This is a genomic window from Streptomyces iranensis, from assembly GCF_017874715.1.
GTDB classification, from domain to species: domain Bacteria; phylum Actinomycetota; class Actinomycetes; order Streptomycetales; family Streptomycetaceae; genus Streptomyces; species Streptomyces iranensis.
In genome coordinates this window covers 306583-327856 of the sequence record NZ_JAGGLR010000003.1, presented here as the reverse complement: position 1 = coordinate 327856, position 21274 = coordinate 306583, and the positions used below count along the sequence as shown (strand labels likewise).

Annotated in this window: 16 protein-coding genes and 1 pseudogene; 7 read left to right on the top strand and 10 right to left on the bottom strand. The window is 72.0% G+C overall.

Annotation, left to right across the window (positions count from 1 at the left end; genetic code table 11):
- The first annotated feature begins 6 nt into the window (after positions 1-6).
- Complete coding sequence (locus J2Z30_RS07410) at positions 7-954, top strand: carbohydrate ABC transporter permease (RefSeq protein ID WP_044579818.1); 948 nt, start codon at positions 7-9, stop codon at positions 952-954.
- Between the two features lie 7 nt (positions 955-961).
- Positions 962-1900: a carbohydrate ABC transporter permease gene (locus tag J2Z30_RS07405; protein WP_044579816.1), complete on the top strand. Its 939-nt coding sequence runs from the start codon at positions 962-964 to the stop codon at positions 1898-1900.
- Here J2Z30_RS07405 and J2Z30_RS07400 read toward each other — a convergent pair.
- From J2Z30_RS07400 to J2Z30_RS07385, 5 genes and pseudogenes are all read right to left on the bottom strand, one after another.
- A complete protein-coding gene (locus tag J2Z30_RS07400; RefSeq protein ID WP_078957124.1) occupies positions 1894-2991 on the bottom strand; it encodes a LacI family DNA-binding transcriptional regulator in 1098 nt (365 codons plus the stop codon). The two genes, J2Z30_RS07405 and J2Z30_RS07400, sit on opposite strands and share 7 nt — an antisense overlap.
- A 64-nt stretch (positions 2992-3055) precedes the next feature.
- Entirely contained in the window at positions 3056-3457 is a 402-nt protein-coding gene (locus J2Z30_RS51660; protein ID WP_372453246.1) for an ATP-binding protein, read from the bottom strand.
- 184 nt (positions 3458-3641) lie between these two features.
- Positions 3642-5054, bottom strand: a pseudogene (locus tag J2Z30_RS51655) (PP2C family protein-serine/threonine phosphatase); the annotation flags it as partial.
- Between the two features lie 814 nt (positions 5055-5868).
- Positions 5869-6888 (bottom strand): Gfo/Idh/MocA family oxidoreductase, encoded by a 1020-nt coding sequence (locus J2Z30_RS07390; protein ID WP_044579814.1) that lies wholly within the window; start codon positions 6886-6888, stop codon positions 5869-5871.
- Between the two features lie 124 nt (positions 6889-7012).
- A complete protein-coding gene (locus J2Z30_RS07385) occupies positions 7013-7795 on the bottom strand; it encodes a TIM barrel protein (protein WP_044579812.1) in 783 nt (260 codons plus the stop codon).
- Between the two features lie 241 nt (positions 7796-8036).
- Here J2Z30_RS07385 and J2Z30_RS07380 point away from each other — a divergent pair, with 241 nt between their 5' ends.
- Positions 8037-9062, top strand: a complete 1026-nt coding sequence (locus tag J2Z30_RS07380) for a LacI family DNA-binding transcriptional regulator (RefSeq protein ID WP_044582409.1) — start codon at positions 8037-8039, stop codon at positions 9060-9062.
- Positions 9063-9085: 23 nt separating this feature from the next.
- On the opposite strand, the gene J2Z30_RS07375 is transcribed toward J2Z30_RS07380, so the two are convergent.
- Complete coding sequence (locus J2Z30_RS07375; protein ID WP_044579810.1) at positions 9086-9781, bottom strand: type 1 glutamine amidotransferase domain-containing protein; 696 nt, start codon at positions 9779-9781, stop codon at positions 9086-9088.
- A 202-nt stretch (positions 9782-9983) separates the two neighbouring features.
- On the opposite strand from J2Z30_RS07375, the gene J2Z30_RS07370 reads away from it, so the two are divergent.
- Positions 9984-10940, top strand: coding sequence for a LysR family transcriptional regulator (locus J2Z30_RS07370; RefSeq protein WP_245387701.1), 957 nt, complete (start codon positions 9984-9986; stop codon positions 10938-10940).
- A 32-nt stretch (positions 10941-10972) separates the two neighbouring features.
- On the opposite strand, the gene J2Z30_RS07365 is transcribed toward J2Z30_RS07370, so the two are convergent.
- Together J2Z30_RS07365 and J2Z30_RS07360 are read right to left on the bottom strand one after the other, a co-directional pair.
- On the bottom strand, positions 10973-11698 hold the full coding sequence (locus tag J2Z30_RS07365) for a response regulator transcription factor (RefSeq protein WP_372453243.1): 726 nt from the start codon (positions 11696-11698) through the stop codon (positions 10973-10975).
- Complete coding sequence (locus tag J2Z30_RS07360) at positions 11691-12968, bottom strand: sensor histidine kinase (protein WP_044579804.1); 1278 nt, start codon at positions 12966-12968, stop codon at positions 11691-11693. The genes J2Z30_RS07365 and J2Z30_RS07360 overlap by 8 nt, the downstream gene beginning before the upstream one ends.
- Before the next feature lie 211 nt (positions 12969-13179).
- On the opposite strand from J2Z30_RS07360, the gene J2Z30_RS07355 reads away from it, so the two are divergent.
- From J2Z30_RS07355 to J2Z30_RS07345, 3 genes are all read left to right on the top strand, one after another.
- Positions 13180-15690 (top strand): ABC transporter permease, encoded by a 2511-nt coding sequence (locus J2Z30_RS07355; RefSeq protein WP_044579802.1) that lies wholly within the window; start codon positions 13180-13182, stop codon positions 15688-15690.
- Positions 15691-15814: 124 nt separating this feature from the next.
- Positions 15815-17248, top strand: a complete 1434-nt coding sequence (locus tag J2Z30_RS07350) for a cytochrome ubiquinol oxidase subunit I (RefSeq protein WP_372453242.1) — start codon at positions 15815-15817, stop codon at positions 17246-17248.
- Positions 17249-17264: 16 nt separating this feature from the next.
- Positions 17265-18287 carry a cytochrome d ubiquinol oxidase subunit II gene (locus J2Z30_RS07345; protein ID WP_044579799.1) on the top strand — a complete coding sequence of 341 codons (1023 nt, stop codon included), beginning with the start codon at positions 17265-17267 and terminating at the stop codon, positions 18285-18287.
- 41 nt (positions 18288-18328) lie between these two features.
- Here the strand turns inward: J2Z30_RS07345 and J2Z30_RS07340 are convergent, their stop codons facing one another.
- Together J2Z30_RS07340 and J2Z30_RS07335 are read right to left on the bottom strand one after the other, a co-directional pair.
- A complete protein-coding gene (locus J2Z30_RS07340) occupies positions 18329-19183 on the bottom strand; it encodes an FHA domain-containing protein (protein ID WP_245387700.1) in 855 nt (284 codons plus the stop codon).
- The gene (locus tag J2Z30_RS07335) at positions 19180-21120 is read right to left on the bottom strand and encodes a serine/threonine-protein kinase (RefSeq protein ID WP_044582406.1); all 1941 of its coding nucleotides are present in this window, start codon (positions 21118-21120) and stop codon (positions 19180-19182) included. Before J2Z30_RS07335 ends, J2Z30_RS07340 begins: the two co-directional genes overlap by 4 nt.
- Positions 21121-21274 lie beyond the last annotated feature (154 nt).

Below are 21274 nucleotides of genomic sequence, written 5' to 3'. Positions count from 1 at the left end.
GATGTCATGGCTTCCGTCTCCACGCCCGCGCGGCGGGCCGCGGCCGGATCCCGGCGCGCCGGATTCCGGCGCGCCGCCGCCACGGACCGGCTTCGGTCGGACGGCGCCGGGTGGCTCTTCGCCACCCCCTTCCTGGTGTTCTTCACGCTCTTCCTCATCGTGCCGATCGGCATCGGCCTGTGGATGAGCTTCACCGACGCCAGTCTGACCGGGCACGGTGACAGCGCCCTCGTCGGTCTGGACAACTACACCGAGGCGTTCGGCGACAGCCAGGTGTGGCAGACCCTCGGCAACACGGTCTGGTTCACCGTCCTGACCACCGTCCCGCTCGTGCTCGTCGCCCTGGTGATGGCCCTGCTGGTGTACACGGGGATGCCGGGGCAGTGGCTGTGGCGGCTGGCCTTCTTCGCCTCGCACCTGCTGCCGGTCGCGGTGGTCTACCAGATCTGGAGCATGCTGTTCCAGCCGGACCGGGGGATGCTCAACGGCCTGCTGAAGGTCTTCGGGATCGACGGCATCGGCTGGCTGACGGACGAGAAGTACGCGATGTGGTCCATCGCGCTGGTGACCCTGTGGTGGACCGTGGGGTTCAACTTCCTGCTCTATTTGGCCGCGCTGCAGGCGATCCCCGACCATCTCTACGAGGCGGCCGCGCTGGACGGCGCCGGGGCGTGGCGCCGGCTGTGGTCGGTCACCCTGCCCCAGCTGCGCCGGACCACCGGACTGATCGCGGTGTTGCAGGTGATGGCGTCGCTGAAGGTGTTCGACCAGATCTATCTGCTGACCAAGGGCGGCCCGAACGGCGCCACCCGGCCGATCCTGGAGTACATCTACGACACCGGCTTCACCAACTACCGGCTCGGCTATGCCTCGGCGGTGTCGTATGTGTTCTTCGGGCTCATCATCATCCTCTCGATCGCCCAGCTGAAGATCTTCTCGCGCAGGGAGGACTGATCGCGCCATGACCACCGACACACTCTCCCCCCGTACCCCCGGAAAGCCCCGCTCGACGATGCCCCGGGAGGTGGTCCGGCGGCGCCGCTACGGCGGCCATGTCTGGCACCCCTCGCTCGGGTCGGGTCCCCTCCCCCGTGTGCTGACGCTGCTGGCGCTCGCGCTGATGACGGTGCTCTGGCTGGTGCCGTTCGGCTGGGGGGTGGACACCTCGTTCAAGACGGAGGTCGACGCGAGCGCGTCGGGCGTCGACTGGATCCCCAAGGCGGGCTTCACCCTCGACGCCTACCGGACCATCTTCGGCCAGGGCAATCTCCCGGTGTGGGCGGTGAACAGCGTGGTGATCGCCGTGTGCGTCACGGCCATCACCGTGGCCATATCGGCGATGGCGGCGTACGCCTTCTCACGGACGCTCTTCCGCGGCCGCCGGGTGCTCTTCGCCGTCACCGTCGCCTCGATCATGGTGCCGCCGCAGATCCTGATCGTGCCGCTGTTCCGGCAGATGCTCGCGATGAACCTCGTCGACACCTATGCGGCGGTGATCCTGCCGCAGGTGGTGGCACCCGCCATGGTGTTCATCCTGAAGAAGTTCTTCGACGGCATTCCGCGTGAGCTGGAGGAGGCGGCCCGGATCGACGGGGCGGGCGGCTTCCGGGTGTTCTGGAGTGTGGTGCTGCCGCTGTCCCGGCCGATCCTCGCGGCCGTCGCCATCTTCGTCTTCATCAACACCTGGAACAACTTCCTCTGGCCGTTCATCAGCACGAGCGATCCCCAGCTGATGACCCTGCCGGTGGGGCTGTCGACCGTGAAGGACTCCACCGGGCTCCGCAACGCCCAGGAGTCGGCCGCCTCGATCCTCGGCTCCATCCCGCTGCTCATCGTCTTCATGCTGTTCCAGCGTCAGATCGTGAAGTCGGTGGCCACCACGGGTCTGGGAGGTCAGTGAGCGGTAGTGGCGATACCGCCCTCGGTGGACTCGCGGGTGTGGAGGGTGTGGCCGACGACGACCTCCTGGGCCGGACGGTCCGGTGTCTCGATCCGCTCCAGCAGCAGATCGACGGCGTGCCGGGCGATGGCGCCCTTGTCCGGTGCCACGCTGCTCAGGCTCGGTGTGCTGTAGCGCGCGGCCTCGATGTCGTCGAAGCCCATCACGGCCATGTCGTCCGGCACCCGCAGTCCGCGCTCGTACAGGGCCCGCAGCGCGCCGAGGGCGAGCGCGTCGTTGAAGCAGAACACGGCGTCCGGCGGTTCGGGCCGGTCCAGCAGCGCCGCCATCGCCCGTGCGCCCTCGGCCAGATGGTAGCGGGGCGTCTCCCGCTCCAGGAGGGGATCCAGCGGCAGCCCGGCCTCCTCCAGGGCCTCGCGGTAGCCGGTCCTGCGCAGCAGCGGTGTGCCGATGTACGGCTCGGGCTGGAGGCCGATGGCGGCGATCCGGCGGCGCCCGCCGGCCACCAGATGGGCCACGGCCTCCTTGGCGGCGGTCACGTTGTCGATCACCACATGGTCGGCGAGGCCGCCGCTGGGGCGTTCGCCGATGAGCACGAGCGGCACCGTGCCGAGGTGGTTCGCCAGCGCGCTGCCGTGCAGCGCGAGCGGGCTCACCACCATGCCGTCCACGACCTGGTCGCCGAGGCCCTGGATCACCGCCGCCTCCCGCTCGCGGTCGCCGAGGGTCTGCTCGATCAGCAGGGTGCGGCCGTGTTCCTCGGCCGTGGTGAGGAAGTGGCGTCCCAGCTCGGCGAAGTACGGGACGTCCAGCTCGGGCAGGACAAGACCGATCATGCCGGTGCTGCCGCGGCGGAGGTTGCGGGCCACCCGGTTGGGCCGGTAGCCGAGCTCCCGGATGGCCCGCTGGACCCGCTCCCGGGTCGCCGGGGACACATGCACAAAGCCGTTGATCACATTCGACACGGTCTTCGGGGAGACCCCGGCGAGCGTCGCCACGTCCTTGACGGTGGCGCTCCGGCCGACACCGTCCGAGCGCTTCCGCCCCGGTGTCGCTTGGTCCCTGGTGGTCTGCTGTTTCACGGCGGTCACCGACCGATCCTAGAGCGTGCCGGTGGCGGGCCGCACCGCCGGGCGCACCGCGGGCCCCGTCCCCTCAGGCGGCGGCCGGGTGGGCGGGCGAGGGCAGTGCCTGCTCCGTCCAGATGCACTTGCCCGTCGCCGAGAACCGCATGCCCCACCGATCGGACAGCGCCGCGACCAGCTGCAGCCCGCGCCCGCCCTCGTCGGTCTCGGCGGCCCGGCGGATCCGAGGGGTGGTGAGGCTGCGGTCGGAGACCTCGCAGATCAGCGTCCGGCCGTACAGCAGGCGCAGCCGCGGAGGGCCCTTGGCGTGCCGGACGACATTGCCGACCAGCTCGCTGACCAGGAGCTCCGTCGTCATCGTCAGCTCGTCGAGATGCCACGCGGACAGCTGCTCGGTGACATGGTGGCGGGCTTCGGCCGCGGAGATGGGGCCGTCCGGCAGTGCCCACGACACCACCCGGTCGGGGGCCATCGACCGCGTCCGGGCGATCAGCAGCGCGGCGTCGTCGTGGGTCTCGGCCTGCTCCGGCACCAGCGCGCTGACGACTGCGTCGCACAGTCGGCCGGGATCGCGCAGCGTGGTGGGCGCGGAGGTGGGTGCGGACCCGGCCCCGGGCGATCCGGCACGGGGGGGCGGCGGCCCTGGTGAGGGCCTGGGCGAGACGGGCCATGCCCTCGTCGATGTCGACCGTCGACGACTCGACCAGGCCGTCGGTGTAGAGCACCAGATGGCTACCCTCGGGCACCTGGACCTCATGGGTCTCGAAGGGCGGGCTGGCGGCGCCGAGCGGTGGATCGGCGTCGACATGGGGGAAGTGGGCCGTGCCGTCGGGGTGGACGATGGCGACCGGTGGGTGCCCGGCACTCGCGAAGGCACAGCGATTGGTGACCGGGTCGTAGACCGTGTACAGGCAGGTGGCGTAGAAGTCATCGCCGAGGTCGCCGACCAGATCATTGAGATGGGTGAGCAGCTCATCGGGCGGGAACTCGAGATCGGCGAGGGTGTGCACGGCCGTGCGCAGCCGCCCCATCGTCGCGGCCTCGGACAGCCCGTGGCCCATGACATCGCCGATGACGAGGGCGACCCGCTCCCCGGACAGCGGGATGAGGTCGTACCAGTCGCCGCCCACCTGCACGCCCTCGGTGGCGGGCAGATAGCGCGCCTCGGCGACGACGGCCGGTACGACGGGCAGCGTACGGGGCAGCAGCCCGCGCTGGAGCTCCTGGGCGCGGGTGTGCTCGGCGTCGTAGAGCCGCGCCCGCTCCAGCGCCTGGGCGACCAGTCCGCTCAGCGCGATGAGCAGGGAGCGGTCCTCCTCGGAGAAGTGACGCGGCCGCGAGAAGCTCACCACGCAATAGCCGATCTGCTGGTCGGAGGCGATCAGCGGGAGGAACGCCCACGCCTTCATCCCGCTGCGGTGGAGGTAGCCCACGGCGTCCGGATGCTGTTCGGCGTACTCCTGCGGGGTGGACAGAAAGGTCGGGGTGCGGGAGCTGAGCACCTGGACGACGGCGGACATCTCCGAGACCATCATTTTCTGGACGATCTCGAGGAACTCCTCCGGATACCCGGCCGAGCCGACGATCCGCAGCCGCGCGGTTTCGATCAGCCCGCAGATCAGGCCGGTCGCGCCGAACGGCGGAAGCATCCGGTCGGCGACCGCCTTCACCACGTCCTGGACGGTCAGCGCCTCGGCGAGCGCCGAGGTCAGCTCGCCCATGCGCATGACCCGCTCGGCCGCGGTGCGCTGGGCCGCGGACTGCTCGGCCTCCTCCCTCCGGCGTTCGGTGATGTCCGAGATGTGGATGACCAGTCCGTCGGGGGCCGGGTCGAAGCGTGCGTGGTACCAGCCCGGTCTGCCGGGCCACCGGGTGTCGAATCCGGCCGGTGCGTGAGTGGTCACGGCCCGCCCGTGGCAGGCGGCCATCCCGGTGTCCCGGACCACCGGGTGGTCCCACAGCACGGTCCCCAGCGCCTCGTGGGCGGAAGAACCCAGCAACTTCAGGGCCGCGGGGTTGGCGAAGGTCAGCCGTGCCTGATCGTCGAGGGCGAGGAGACCGTCGGTCATCCGCCATACGGCACTGCCGACGGCGTCACCGCCGAGGGGTTGCCGCTCGTGCTCGACGTCCGTGGCGGCGGGGCGGGCGGGCCGCAGATACTCCGCGACCCAGTCGGCGACCATCCGCAGGAATTCACATTGCGCGTCGCCGAGCTCATCCGGCGCCTCCAACAGGGCGGACAGCGCGCCCACCGGCTGCCCGCCGCCCGTGATCACGGGCATCGACACCACCCCGCTGCCGGGCGGCAGCGAGCCGGCGCCGGGAGGGAAGTCCCCGCGGGAGGAGCGGCCGGACGACGAGAGGGGCGCGCGCTGCGGCACATCGGGCGGTGGTGGCGTCCAGACGTGGGTGCCGTAGCGCACACAGGACACGGGGGCCGCGCTGTCCTCGTCCGTGAGGGTCTCCCACCCTGCGACCAGGTTGTCCGGCAGCCCCATGCTGGCCACCAGGCGCATCACGCCCCCGAGCGGATCACGCACATGGATCATGCCGCCCAGAGCGCCGAGTTCGGCGACCGCCTGCCCGAGGGCGAGCCTCACCGGCCCGGTGCCACTCAGCTGGCCACCCGCGGAACCCATCAGCCGAAGCCGTGTCCGCGCCGACCGAGTGATCCGGGTGTCCGCGCTGTCAGGGTGCTGCTCATCCACACCCATGGCGTCACCTGTCATCGCCCTCGGGAGCCCGGTGCCGTACGGATCGCAGGCCAGCCGCGTCCTATATAGCCCGAATATAACGCCTCTCCGGAAACGAGTCCCGACCTCCGGACGTAGTCATCGGCGTACGTCGCCGGACGCCGTCACCGAGAGCCGAAGGGCGGTACCGCTACGCGATGTCACCGACGCGGACCGGGCCGCCGGTGGTAACCGACTCGATGGCCGCGAGCGCGACGGACAGGGCGGCGCGGGCGTCCTGTCCGGTGACGGAGGGAGCGCGCCCGGTGCGCACACACTCGGCGAAGTCGGCGAGTTCGGCCACATAGGCGTCGCGGAAGAGTTCCTGGTCGTAGGCGACGCATTCGGCGGCGCTGCCGTCCGGGCCGTAGGCGGTCAGATGGCCGCGGCGGATGTCGCCCATGGTGAGCATCCCCGCCGAGCCGAAGACCTCGCCGCGTACGTCGTACCCGTAGACCGCCTGGAAGTTCGCCTCGGCGGTGGCGAGGGCGCCGTTGTCGAAGCGGATGGTGACCACGGCGGTGTCGAGCAGTCCGCGGTCCTTGAAGTCGGGGCGGACCAGGGCGTCGGCGAACGCGAAGACCTCGACCGGCGTGGCGCCGGGGTTGAGGTGGCGCAGGATGTCGAAGTCGTGGATGAGGGTCTCCAGGAAGATCGTCCACGGCGGGATACGGCCCGGGTCGGCCAGCTCGGGGTCGCGGGTGAGCGAACGCAACAGCTGCGGGGTGCCGATGGCGCCCGCGCGGACCTTCTCGTGGGCGGCGTGGAAGCCGGTGTCATAGCGGCGGTTGAAGCCCACCTGGAGGGGGACCCCGGCGGCGGCCGCGGCCTCGATGGCGCGGTCCGCCTCCTCGAGGGTGACGGCCATGGGCTTCTCGCAGTAGACGGCCTTGCCCGCCCGGACCGCGGCCTCGACCAGCCCGGCGTGGGTACGGGCCGGGGTGGCGATGACCACCGCCTCGACCCCGGGGTCGGCGAGCAGCTCGGCTATCTCGGTGTACGCCGCGGTGCGGCCCAGCCGGTCGCCGAGCCCCTGCGCGGCGCCGGGTGCCGGGTCGGCGATGGCGGCGAGACGGACACCGGGGAGGCGCCGGGCAAGGGTCTCGGCGTGGAAGGAGCCCATGCGTCCGGCGCCGATGAGGCCTACGGGGAGGGGGCGTGGTGTGGTCATGCGGATGCTCCGTGAGGTCTGTGGGTGGCGGCGTGCGATGAGGGCTGGACGGCCTCGCGGGCGCGCGCTTCAGCCGGTGAGGGCGCGTGCTTCAGCCGGGCTTCAGCCGGTGAGGGCGCGTGCTTCAGCGGCTGAAGGCGGAGCGGAAGCGCTCCAGGGCGAGGTCGCCGTCGCCGGAGGCCCATGCCTCCATGGCGACGGTGCCCTCGTAACCGAGTTCGGCGAGGGTTCGGGCGAGGGCCGGGTAGTTGATCTCTCCCGTTCCGGGCTCGCGGCGGCCGGGTACGTCGGCCACCTGGATCTCGCCGATCAGGCCCCGGCCGTGGGCCCGGCGAACGAGCTCGATCAGGTTTCCCTCGCCGATCTGCGCGTGGTACAGGTCCAGATTCATCCGCAGGCCCGGCCGGTCCACGGCCTCGACCAGGGCCAGGGTGTCGGCGGCCTTGGCGAACGGCACACCGGGGTGGTCCACGGCGGTGTTGAGGTTCTCCAGGGTGAAGGTGAGCCCGGTGCGCTCGCCCAGCTCGGCGAGGCGGGTGAGGGTGCGCTGGGCCGCGATCCACATCGGACCGGTGGCCTCGCCCGCCACCGGCGCCACCGGCAGGCCGTCGCCGTCCAGCCCGGTGCCGTGCAGATTCAGCCGGGGGCAGCCGAGCCGCTCGGCCACTGTGACGGACTCCTCGGCGGTGCGCAGGAGTTCGGCCGCCCCGTCCTCGTCCGTCAGGCTGCCGCGGAGGTAGCCGGTCATGGAGGAGAACACCGCGCCGGTCCGCTCGAGGGCGGTCAGATCGTGTCGGCTCCAGTCCCAGATCTCGACCTGGAATCCGGCGTCGTGGATGCGCCGCGCCCGTTCCTGGATCGGCAGATCCCGGAAGACCATCTCGGCGCAGACCGCCAATGTGTACATCGCTGCTGCTCGCTCTCTCTCCGGCCCCGGCAACGAGAACCAGAACGTTCCAGCTACTAGAACGTTCTAGGGAACGAGCAGCAGTACGCCAGTCGCCGACCGCCCCTGTCAAGGGCGGACGGCGGAATCACTAGAACGTTATAGACCGCGGGGAGCGTGTCGGCCCGGCCCTGGGCTACGATCGTCGCGCCCGGAAGCGAAACCCCGACCGAAGACGACACCCCGACCAGGGAGACCAGTGGTGCCACCGACGCCGGCCGTCCCCCATGGGAAGCGCCCGACCCTCGCGGACGTGGCGGCGCGGGCAGGTGTGTCCACGGCGCTGGTCTCCATCGTGATGCGGGACGCCAAGGGCGCCGGTGCCGCCACCCGTGAACGGGTCCTCCAGGCGGCACAGGAGATCGGCTACCGGCCGGACACCCGGGCCCGGCTGCTGCGCAGCCACCGTTCCCATCTCCTCGGAGTGCAGTTCGGCCTTCAGCACCCCTTCCACTCCGATCTGCTGGAGGGCGTCTACGCGGTGGCCGAGCCCGCCGGATACCAGATCGCACTGAGCGCCGTGGCCGCCGGGCGTGGTGAGCAGCGGGCCACCGACACCCTGCTCGCCGACCGCTGCGAGGCCCTGATCCTGCTCGGCCCGCAGGCCCCGGCTGCGCGGCTGGCGGAACTCGCCGCACAGCTCCCGGTGGTCTCCGTGGCCCGGCGGCTGCGCGGGTCCGCCCCGGGGGTGGAGGTGGTGCGGACCGCCGATGACGAGGGCGCCCGCCAGGCCGTGGACCACCTGGTGGCCCTCGGCCACCGCGACATCGCCCATATCGACGGCGGCAGGGCACCCGGCGCCGCCGACCGGCGCCGTGGCTATCGCACCGCCATGAGCCGCCACGGCCTGGCCGACCGCGTCCGCGTCCTGCCCGGCGGTCTCACCGAGGAGGACGGCGCCGCGGGCGCCCGCGCCCTCCTCGACGCCGCTCCCCGGCCCACCGCCGTCCTCGCCTTCAACGACCGCTCCGCCACCGGGGTTCTGGACACCCTCCTCCGCGCCCGGGTTCCGGTCCCCGACGAGATCTCCGTCATCGGCTTCGACGACAGCCACTTGGCGCGCCTGGCCCATATCAACCTCACCACCGTCGGCCAGGACATCCCCCGCCTCGCCGAACTCGCCGTCGGCCGGGCCATCGCCCGTCTGGAGGGAGAGCGGATCCCCGACGGGGAGGCCGTGGTCGCCCCCCGTCTCGTCATCCGGGGTACCACGGCCGAGCCCGCCTGAGGCGCGAGGGGAGGGCCGAGAGGTCAGCCGAGCTTCTTGAGCAGTTCTTCGGCGAGCGGGCCGGAGGAGGCCGGGTTCTGGCCGGTGATGACATTGCGGTCGACCTCCACATGCGGTGCGAAGGGGTCGCCGACCCGCACCGTCAGGCCCGCCTCGGTCAGCCGGTCCTGCAGGAGCCACTTGGCCTTGTCGGCGTTCCCGGCCAACTTCTCCTCCTCGTTGGTGAAGGCGGTGATCCGGTAGCCCGCGTACGCGTGGGTGCCGTCCTCCGCGACCGCCGCCAACAGCGCCGCCGGGCCGTGGCAGACCACGCTCACCGGCATGCCACTCCGCACCGCGAGGGTGAGGATCCTGCCCGAGGCGGCGTCGACCGCGAGATCCTCCATGGGGCCGTGGCCGCCGGGCACATGGACGGCGTCGTAGTCGTCCAGCGTTACGTCGCTCAGCGCGATGGGGGCGCGGAACTCCGCCGCGGTCTCGGTGACGCTCCTGACCCTGGCGGCGTTCTCCGGGCCGCCGTTGGCCTCGGGGCTGAGGCTGGCGGAGTCCACGGGCGGGACGACGCCGCCGGGGGTGGCCACGGTGATCTCGTGGCCCGCCGCCTTGAGCGCCTCATAGGGGACAACGGCCTCGTCGGCCCAGTAGCCGGTGGGGTGCTTCGTACCGTCGGCCAGTGTCCACTGGTCGGCACCGGTCATCACAAAAAGGATCTTCGCCATGCTCACTCCTCGATGCGATCACGCGCGGTGAGTGTGATCGCCGGGTTCTCCTGGGGCGTCGCCGCCCCGACGTCGCGCCGCCGTCCTGGCGGCGTGCTCGAAGGTAGATCCACTGGGCATCGGAATGCCAATAGATCAGTCGATCGACGCCATCGGGTTCCCGATGGCAGGAAGGGCTGGACACCTCTCTATGCTGGGCCGCATGGCGGACGGGACACACCAGGACGGCGACATCGTCATCGGTGGCGGGGCGCCCCCGCAACATGCCGATCTGAATCTGCTGCGCACCTTCCTGGCCGTCTACCGCTCCGGCTCGTTCACCGCCGCGGCGCCGCTGCTCGGGCTCTCCCAGCCGACCGTCACCGCCCAGATCCGCGCCCTGGAGCAGCAGACCGGACGCGCGTTGTTCACCCGGCTTCCGCGCGGAGTGGAGCCCACCCACCTCGCCCATGACCTGGCCGGACACATCGCCGGACCACTCGACGCCCTCGCCTCCCTCGGCGGCCGGAACACCGTACTCACCGGCCGCACCACCCCCGTCCACCTGGCCGGGCCCGCGGAGCTGCTGTGCGCCCGCGCCCTGCCCGCACTCGCCCCGCTGGTCGCCGAGGGGGTGCGGCTGCGGATCACCATGGGGCTGACCGATCCGCTGCTGGAGGCGCTTCGCGCGGGACACCACGACCTCGTGATCGCCACCAGACGCCCCGGCGGCCGCACGCTGACCTCGATCCCGCTGGCGGACGAGGACTATGTGCTGGTCGCCTCGCCCGGCTGGGCCCGGCGCGTCGGGGAGCGCCTGGCGGCCGACGGGCCGTGTGCGGCCGTCCGTGACGTACCGCTGATCACCTACGCGGAGGACCTCCCCATCGCCCGCCGGTACTGGCGCAATGTCTTCGGCAAGCGGCTCACCGCCCAGGCCGCGGTGACCGTGCCGGATCTGCGCGGGGCCGTGTCGGCCGTCGCTGCGGGCGCCGGTTACAGCGTGCTCCCCCGTTATCTGTGCCAGGACGAACTCACCTCCGGTGGACTCGTCCTGCTCCATGAGCCCGAAGAGCCACCGCTCAACACGCTCTTCCTCGTACAGCGGCCGGGTGCCGACGCCAACCCGGACGTCGCCCGGGTCCGGGAGCGGCTTCAGCGCACCGCACGCACCTGGTAGCGCGCACACGCCGGGGACACCCGCCGGGCGGGTCAGCCTCCGCCGTTCGGCGAGGACTCGTCCACCATGCCGTGCTCCCAGGCCCAGGCCGCGATCTCGACGCGGTTGCGGGCGGCCAGCTTGCGCTGGACGTTGCCGAGGTGGGTCTTGACGGTGGACAGGGTGACATGGAGATCCGCGGCCACCTCCTCATTGGTACGGCCACGGGCGACCCGTCGGACCACGTCGACCTCACGCTGGGTCAGCGGCTCGATCAGAGCCCTGGGCCCGCCCCTCCCCCGGCGGGCCGGACGGGCCTCGGAGGGGACCGGCCGGTCACGGTGGGGTGCCATATGCGCGAGCAGGCGGACGGTCACCGACGGGGAGATCAGCGAATTGCCCGACGCCGCGGCCCGTACCGCCTCGGTGAGCAGGCCGGGCGCGCCGTCCTTGAGCAGAAAGCCGCACGCGCCGTTGCGCAGCGCCCGGTAGACGTATTCGTCGAGGTCGAAGGTGGTGGCGATGAGGACGTTGAGGGGATCCGGCACATCGGGCCCGGCGAGGAGCCGGGTGGCCTCCAGGCCGTCCAGCTCGGGCATGCGGATGTCGAGGAGGCAGACATCGGGCCGCAGGCTGCGGGCCTGCTCGACCGCCTCGACGCCGTTCGTCGCCTGGGCCACGACCCGCATGTCCGGCTGGGAGTCGAGAATCATGTGGAAGGCGGCACGGACCATCTCCTGGTCGTCGGCGATGAGTACCTGGATCGTCATATCACGCATGATCGCAGGCGATCGTCTCCTCAGTGGCCGTCTTGTCCAGCGGCAGGACCGCCCGGACGTGCCAGCCGCCGCCGTCCCGTGGCCCTGATGCGATGTGCCCGTTGACCTCCTCGACCCGTTCGGCGAGCCCCACCAGACCGTAACCGCTCCCCTCGGCCGACCGCCCGGCGGCAGGCGAGGCGCCACCCGGCCCGTCGTCGACGACCGACACCTCCAGCCGCTCCGGATCGCCGGGCCGCACACCGATCCGCACCTCGACGCGGCCGACCCCGGTGGCGTGTTTGCGGACGTTGGTCAGGGACTCCTGCACCACGCGGTGGACCGTGGTGGTGATGCCGGGCGGCAGCGGCCGGTCGGCGAGTTCCGGGGCGAGGATCAGCTCGGCGACCGGCCCCACCTCGGAGAACTCCTCGGTGAGGGCACGCAGATCACGCAGATCACGCAGCCCGCGCGGTCCGTGCGGTCCGTGCGGCCGGTGCGGGCCCGTCGGATCACCCGTGGGCCGGGTCGTGGCGGAGGCGGTGGCGTGGTCCCGCAGACTGGTGACCATGGCGCGCATCGAGCCGAGCGCCTGGGATCCGGCCCGCTCGATCTGGGCGAGCATCCGGTCCAGATCCTCGGGGGACTGGGTGTGCCCGGCCGCTGCCGTGAAGCGCGCGGCTTTGGTCTGCGTGACGATCGCCGTGACGTGGTGGGCCACGAAGTCGTGCAACTCCCGTGCGTGCTCCAGGCGTTGGGCCTGCCGGATGGCCTCCCGCTCCCGCTCCCGCAGCGTGTCGTACAGACGCAGACACAGCCCCACCACCACCATGAACGGCACGGCGCAGACCGCGATGACGGCGATCAGGTTCTTGAGGAAGTCGTCCCACAGCTCGATCCGCAGCGGAAGGACCACGGCGGCGAGGGCGGACGCCGCGATCAGTCCGGTCGCTCGCAGGGGCGGGCAGCGCCGCACGGCGCGGGTGCTGAGCAGCAGCAGCGCGCCGAGTTCCACCATGCCCGGGGTGTTCGGGGGACGCTCGGACAACTGCGCTTCCGTCACGGTCAGCACGCACGAGACGGCCGCCGCGCCGAGGGCGTAGCGCACGAAGAGGGGTTCCGGCACCGCGAGCGCGGCCAGGCACAGCACTCCGGACACCATCGTCGCCGCGGCCATCGCCGGATGCGGCGCGTTCAGCCCCTCCAGGACGACGAGGACGACCAGAGCGACGCCGACCAGGCCCTGCCGGAGGTGCCGGAAGCGGAAACGGGACCGGAACTCGGAGATCATGGCAGGTCACGCTACGGTCCCGCCGCCGTCGCCACATCAGACTTTCGGCCGAGGAAACCGGGGAAGTGGCACGAACAGCTTCGGCATTCCGGTGGATCCGCCGCGCCACGGCCGCGCGGAGGATGACATCCGGGGCGGCCGGAGTGCGCTCGAGCCTGAGGCGCCACGCCCCTCCCGACCGTCATCCCCTCAGACCTTCCGAAGGCCGTCGATGTTCCGCACCGCCCTGCGCACCCTCCGATCCCATCGGCTCCGTTTCGCGATGCCCGCCCTCGCCGTCGTACTGGGCGTGGCCTTCGTGACCGGTTCGCTGCTCTACGGCGACTCCGTCAGAGCGGCCGTGAACCGCGCCCGGACCAACTCCCAGCCCGACGCGTCCGTCTCGATCACCGCTGACCCGGCCGCGCCACACCGGCTCGACGACACGCTGCTGCGGCGGCTGCGGGCGCTGCCGTCGGCGGCCGCCGCGCGCGGTGTGGTGGAGGGCCGCTCCTTCCTCGTCGGCTCCGACGGCGCTCTGGTCGGCGATCTGAACCAGGCCGCGGGCGTCAACTACGTGCCCGACCGCAGCGGCAAGGACGTCCGCTATCCGCTCACCGAGGGCCGTGGCCCCCGTGGCGCCACCGAGATCGCCGTCGACCGGCGGACCGCCGAGCGGGCCGGGTACCGGGTCGGCGCCCGGGTGCGCATCGTCGTGGCCGGCACGGCCCGCGACGCGCGGCTGGTCGGCGTCTTCACCGCCCATGACAGCCGGGTGGACTCCGGTGGCACGCTCACCGCCTTCGACACCGCCACCGCGCAACGGCACTTCGCCCCCGCGCCGAAGGGCTACTCGGCGATCACACTGACCGCCGCCGAGGGCGCATCCGATGCCCAACTCGCCCAGCGGGCACAGAAGTTGCTGCCGTCCGGACTGCGGGCGGTCACCCGCGCCGATCTGGAGTCCGGTGCCGCCTCCACGGGGGACGCGGACAAGCTCACCACACTGCTGCTCAGCTTCGCCGGGGTCGCCCTGTTCGTCTCCACCTTCCTGGTGGCCAACACCTTCACCATGCTCAGCGCGGCCCGCGCCCGGGAACACGCACTGCTGCGGGCCATCGGCGCCACCACGAACTACGTGATGCGAATGGTCCTGACCGAGGCCACCGTGGTCGGCACGGCCGCCTCGGCCGTCGGCTACGGTCTTGGCGTCGGCGCCGCGCATCTGCTGGGCGGCCTGTTCGACGCCTCCGGAGCGGGGAACGCCACCGTGCCCGCGCTGTCCGCCAAACCGCTGCTCGCGGCCTTCGCCGTGGGCATCGGTGTCACCGTCCTCGCGGCCTACGTCCCGGCCCGCCGGGCGGCGGCCGTACCGCCGGTGGCGGCGCTGCGGACCGTCCAGCCGTCCACCGCCGCCTCGCTGCGCCGCCGCAACGCCATCGGGCTGATCACCACCGCGTGCGGCGCGCTGCTGATCGCCGCCTCCGTCGGCGAGCCGAACCTCCTCTTCGGCGCCGCGCCCCTGCTGCTGGTGGGCCTGATCGTCCTCACCCCGCTGCTCGCCCTGGGCCTCACCGGGCTGTTGCGCTCCCCGCTGACCCGGCTGGCGGGCGTCCGGGGCAAGCTGGCGGTGGAGAACGCCCGCCGCGATCCACGGCGTACGGCGGCCACCGCGACCACCCTGATGGTCGGTCTGGCGATGGTCACCGCCGTGACCGTGGCCGTCACCTCGGTGAACCGCTTCGACGAGCGGGAGGCCGACCGCTCCATGGCTTCGGACCTGCGCATCACGGCCGTCGACTTCGGGGAGGTCGGCGAGGGCACGGCGGCCCGGGTGGCGCGGCTCGCCGACGCCGAGGCCGTCACCCCCGTCATCCCCACCTACTTCGACCTCGCCGACAAGACCCCCCTCCCGGTCACCGCGGTCGACCCCGCCGCGGTGGAACGCGCCGCGTCGCTCACGGTCCGCGAGGGGTCGCTGGACCGCCTCGGCCGGGGCATCGCCGTCACCGAGGAGGTGGCCGCCGCCCACGGCTGGCGGCTCGGCTCCCGTGTCACCGGAAGCTTCACCGGTGCGAGCGGGCGTACGCCGGACACCAGGGCCAGTCTGCCCGTCGTCGCGATCTACGACGGCCCCGAGGATCTGACCCCCGCCCTCGTCGCCGAGCGCACCCTGCCACGTCCGGCCGGCGCCGAGGACCGGCCGGGCATCGACTCGGTCCTGGTCAAGGCCTCCCCCGGCCGCACCGCCGCGCTCCAGGAGGAGATCCGGCGCGCCCTGGACAACCCGGCGCTGCTCGTCCAGGACCGCGCCGACGCGAGGGCCGCCGCCACCGCGCGGACCGCGCCGTTCCTCAACATCATGTACGCCATGCTCAGTGTCACCGTGCTGATCGGCGCCCTCGGAGTGGTCAACACCATGGGCATGGCCGTCTTCGAGCGGGTGCGGGAGATCGGGCTCCTGCGGGCCATCGGGCTGGACCGCGGTGGCGTCGGATCCGTGCTGCGCCTGGAGTCGGTGACCATCTCCCTCTTCGGCTCCGCGCTCGGTGTCGTCGCCGGTACGGCCATCGGCGCGGCGGCGGTCCTCGGGCAGGAGTCCGTTCCGCTCGTCATCCCGTGGGACAGGACGGCCCTCTTCTTCCTCGCGAGTGCCGCGATCGGTGTGCTGGCCTCGCTCTGGCCGGGGCGGCAGGCCGCGCGCATCCCGATGCTGGAGGCCATCGGCGCGGACACCGAGTGACGGTCGTGGGGCGGCCGCCCGTTGCCCCACCCCGGCGTGTCGCGGCCGGGAAACCACCGCAACATGGCAGAGGGGGGTAAAGGTGTTTTTCCGGGAGGGGCTCAGCGACGAGTGAGGAGCGGCCGTGCCCGCTGTCGACCAGCACCCGTGGCCACAGGCCGCGGCCGCGGTGAGGGATTGGCTGGCGGGCCCGGCCACGTCGGGCGATCTGGCCGCGGCCCGCGCCCAGATGGGCTTCTCGCTCGCCTGGCACATCGTGGTGGCCTGTCTGGGCGTGGGGCTTCCGCTGCTCACCCTGATCGCCGAATGGTGGGGCGTGCGCACCGGCGACCCCTCGTACCGGCTGCTCGCCCGGCGCTGGGCGCGGGCCATGGGGGTGCTGTTCGCCGTGGGCGCGGTCTCCGGCACGATCCTCAGCTTCGAGATGGGGTTGCTGTGGCCGGGGCTGATGGGCCGTTACGGCCAGGTCATCGGAGTGCCGTTCGCCATCGAGGGCATCGCCTTCTTCATCGAGGCCATCTTCCTCGGCATCTACCTCTACGCATGGGACCGGCTGCCGCCGCGCGTCCATATGCTCACCGCGCTTCCCATCATCATCGCCGGTGTGGCCTCGGCGTTCTTCGTGGTGTGCGCCAACGCGTGGATGAACCAGCCGCGTGGCTTCACCGTCCGCCACGGCAGGGTCGTGGACGTCGATCCGCTGGCCGCGATGTTCAACCCGGCCAGCCCACCACAGACCGTCCATATGATCCTCGCCGCGCTGATGGTGGCGTCCTTCCTGACCGCGAGCGTGTACGCGGTCTCCCTGCTGCGCGGCCGTAACGACCGCTACCACCGCGCGGGGTTCTTCATCCCGTTCGTCCTCGGCGCCGTCGTCTCACCCGTCCAGCTCGTGGTGGGCGACTGGATCGCCCGCTTCGTGGCCGACTTCCAGCCGGTCAAGCTCGCCGCCATGGAGGGTGTCTTCACCACCTCCAGCCATGTGCCGCTCACCGTGGGCGGTATCGCGGGCGACCACGGCCTCAAGGGCGGTCTGGAGATCCCCAACGGTCTCTCCCTGCTCGTCGGCTTCAGCCCCAGCACGGTCGTCGAGGGGCTGAACCAGGTGCCTCCCGCTCAGCGGCCCCCGATCACGGGCACCCATCTCGCGTTCGACCTGATGGTGCTCGGCGGGCTGTTCCTGATCGGGCTCGGGGTCTGGCTGCTGCTGGCCTGGTGGCGCACCAGGCGCCGCGGCGAGAGCGACCCGCTGGCCCGCCGCGGCACACGCCTCTTCCTGTGGCTGGCCTCCTTCAGCGGTCCGGCGGCGGTCGTCTCCCTGGAGTGCGGCTGGGTCGTCACCGAGGAGGGCCGTCAGCCGTGGGTGGTACAGGGGGTCCTCAGTGTCCGCGACGCGGTGAATCCCGCCCCCGGCCTCATGACCGGGCTGTGGCTGGTGCTCGTGGTGTACGCCGCGATGACGGTGGCCACCGTCTACGTCCTGCGCCGGCTCGCGGGCGAGCGCCCGGTCCCGGTGGCCCCGCAGGAAGCCGATGTGACCGGCTATCCGGTCGTGTGAACCGCTGGAGGTCCTGATGCTCGCGGACACCGTCCTGGCGGTGATGTGGCTGGGTCTGATGTGCTACGCCCTCTTCGCCGGCGCCGACTTCGGGGCGGGGCTGTGGGATCTGGTGGCCGGTGGCAGCCGTCGTGGACGGCCGCAGCGCGCGCTGATCGAGCACGCCATCGGACCGGTCTGGGAGGCCAACCACGTGTGGCTGATCTTCGTGGTGGTGATGTTGTGGAGCGGCTTCCCCGGGGTGTTCGCCGCCGTGATGTCCACCCTCTATCTGCCACTGACCCTGGCGGCGCTCGGCATCATCGCACGCGGCGCCGCGTTCGCGTTCCGCAAGGCCAGCACCCAGCTGTGGCAGCAGCGGCTGTTCGGGGCCTGCTTCGCCACGTCCTCGGTCGTCACGCCCTTCTTCCTGGGCACGGTCGCCGGTGGAGTGGCCTCCGGGCGCGTACCCCCGGGCCTCGCCGCGGGCAGTACGGTCACCAGCTGGCTCAATCCGGCGTCCTTCCTCGGCGGTGTGCTGGCCGTGGTGACCTGCGCCCATCTGGCCGCCGTCTATCTGTGCGCGGACGCGGCGCGCGGTGGCGGGCCCGACCTGGTGCGGGCGTTCCAGCGGCGCGCCCTGGTCAGCGGGCTGGCCGCGGGTGCCGTGGCGCTCGTGGGCATCGCCGTGCTGCACGCCGACGCGCCACGGCTGTTCCACGGGCTCACCCATCGCGCCCTGCCCCTGGTGGTGCTGTCGGCCGTCACCGGGGTGGCCGGGCTGGTCCTGCTCATGCGGTCGCTGTGGGGCTGGGCCCGGACCGCCGCCGCCCTCGCAGTGGCGCTCATCGTCTGGGCCTGGGGCTTGGCGCAGTACCCGCTGATGCTGGTCCCGGACCTCACCGTGGCGCGGGCGGCCGCACCGCCGTCGGTGCTGGCCGCCGTGCTGATCGTGTTCGCGGTCGGGGCGCTGCTGCTGATCCCGTCCCTGGGCTGGCTCTACGCGCTCTTCCAGCGCCCGGGGACCGGCGCGGCGGCGGGGGCCGAGGACACGCGCTGAACGGTCAAGGCGCGCCGAGCGGTGAGGACACGCGCGAACGGTCAGGCGGCGTCGATCAGGGCCAGGTCCGGGGGGACGAGCGTGGTCGACATCATCAGGGCGCGGATCAGATGGTCGTTGAGCGCGTTGCCGACCGGTTCGCCGACCTCCTCGCGGGTCAGCCAGGGCACTCCGTCCCGGGACAGCGTCGTGCGGACCCGGTTGACCAGATGCTCGACGCGCTTCTCGCTCCAGCCCTCAGCCGGGCGCAACTCCGCGAGCTGGGCGGCGGTCTGCCTCCAGGTGAGGGGCTGCGGCCGGGCCTCATGGAGCAGATACCGCTGGCCGAGGACGACGAGCGCGAGCTTCTCCTCGTCGGTGAGCACCCATACGCGGGGCGGGCGGGTGACATCCCCGGGCAGGGCCACCGGCCGCTCGGTCTCGGGGCCGCTGACGAAGACCTCCAGCAGATGCTCACGGTCGCGCGAGCCCCGGACGAACAGCGGGGTGTAGCCGGTTTCGAGGGGCAGTGGCTCCTCGCCCGTGAAGAGCAGCCGGGACGGGAACCGGAGCGGCAGCCGGCCGTTGTTGGCGACCCACCACCGGCCGTGGCGATGGGTCAGTCGGCCCTGGCAGCGGCTGACCTGGGGGTCGTCCTCGCCCACACAGATGTGCACCTCGGGGCGGTTCCGCCCGAAGAGCAGCTCACGGCCGTCGCCGGGGCCGAGGGTCATGCCACCGGTCAGCGCGAGGGCGAAGGCGGTGCCGGGCACCGGCGCGGTCACCCCGCGGGCCAGGCTGCCGTGCGCGGCGGGCAGCGGGCGGCCGCCCGCGGCGGGACGGCCGGTGGCGGGGCGACGGGCGGCGGATGCCCGCCCGGTGGCAGGGCGGTCGCTGCCGGGAGGTGTTGTGGTCATGATGCCGGGAGTTTCTTCGTGGCCGTGGCGGCGAGCGCCTTGGCGGTCTCGCAGAGCTTCTCGGTGGACCCCGGCCCGTAGACGTTCAACGACATGAACTCGACGGTGTCGTCACCGAGGGAGTTGCGGTACGAGCGGTGCAACACCCGGACCAGGCATGAGTCGTCGTCCCACTCGTTCGGCGACACCGAGCTCCGCCTGCCGGCGATGACCGCCCGCTGTCCGTCGTCCGTGGTGAACTGGTTGTCCCGGTTGAACACCACCTTCACCCCCGCGTCGCCCGAGCCGTCCGTCCACTCGCACTGCCAGTCCCCGAAGCCCGGGTCGCGGTCCGCCGCCCGGACCCCGGCGACCCGCTTGAGCTCATCGGTCTCCAGCAGCCGGCATGCGTGTCCCCGGAGCAGGGAGCTCGCCACCGGCTGCCCGGAGCGCCGGGGGACCTGGCCGCGGTCCAGCACGCTGACCACGTAGTCGGTGGCGGCGTCGCCCAGTTGGCAGGGGTCGGGCGCCGGGGTGTCGAGCCGCTCGGTGATGATCCAGATCTGCTTCCGGTCGGCGGACGCGATGTTCCGCAGGCACTCGTCGCCATCGCGCTGATACGCGCCGACGGTGACATTGCCGACCCTTCTGGTGGGCACATCGCCACCCGGCTCCGGTGGATCGGCGCTGAAGTTGAGCTGGACGTCCGCGATGTCATCGCCGCTTTCGCCCTGCAGCAGGACATCGCATCGATCGATCTCGCCGTAGTCCGGGTCGAGCACGGTCTCGCCGAAGCGGCTGAGCGAGGCGGGGTTGAGCAACTTGCAGGGATCGGCGGTCCGCGCGTCGCCTATGGTGCCGGCCGGGCCCGTCCGGGCCGGCGAGTCGGCCGTACCGGACGCGCCACGCCCGCCGTCCTTCCCGGACCCGCCGCTCTCGTCGGAGCGCCCGCCACCCCAGGGGCCGAAGAGGGTGGCCCAGGCCACCAGGACCGCGGCGGTGGCCAGCGCGGCCGCGGTGATGACCACCCGGCGGCTCGGGCGGTGCCACGCTCCCCGGACCGACGGCGGCACCAGGCGCATCGTGAAGGGGGTGCGGTCCATCGTGTCGCCGTCGTGCGGGTCCTCGAGGTCCTCGAGATCCTCGATCCGCGAGGACGACGGCACGACCCGCCGCAGCAGCCGTACGGCCTGGTCGGCGGCGGGGCGCCGCCGCGGCTCCAGATCCAGCAGCTTGGTGAGCGCGTCCACCAGCGGACCGGCCCGGTGCGGGGTCTCGATATAGCCCTCGATGGCCCGCGCCACATAGGCCATGGGATGCGATGCCTCGCCGTACGGGGACCGTCCCTCGATCGCCGCGTAGAGGGTCGCGCCCAGTGAGAAGACATCGGACTTCCGGTCGGCCGCCTCTCCCCTGGCCACCTCGGGCGGCAGATACGGCGGTTTGCCGCGCACCCCGCCCGTCTGGGTCATGGTGGCCTCGCTCCACAGCGCCCGGGAGATGCCGAAGTCGGTCAGCTTGGCGACCCCGTCCTCGGTGATCAGGACGTTCTCCGGAGTGACATCGCCGTGCACCACGCCCTCGGCGTGCGACTTCGCCAGCGCGGCGGCGATCTGGCAGCCGATGGAGGCCGCCTCCTCCGGAGGGAGCGCGACACGGCGGCGCACCATGTCCGCGAGGCTGCCCCCGGACACGTACTCCATGACGATCCAGCAGATCTCGCCGTCGTCCACGAAGTCGAACACCGAGACGATGTGCGGATGGTGCAGCCGTGCGGCGTTGCGCGCCTCGTTGGTCAGGCGCGCCACCGCGCGGTCGTCGTCCGGACGGGCACACTTCACCGCGACCTGGCGGTCCAGCAGTTCATCGTGGGCCCGCCAGACGACGCCCATCCCACCTCTCCCGATGGGCTCCTGGAGGAGATATCGGTCGGCGACCTTGTCACCGGCCTCCGCCATCACCCGCACCCCCGCTACCCCGCTTCATCACCCGTCACGTTCCAGTGTCGCCACGGAGAGTACTTGCCCGCGAGGTCAGTGGGTAGCGCTTCCGGCGGATAGCCCCCGGAAAGAGGGAAGCCTCCGGCGCACGACGGTTGCTTCGCGAGCGGGG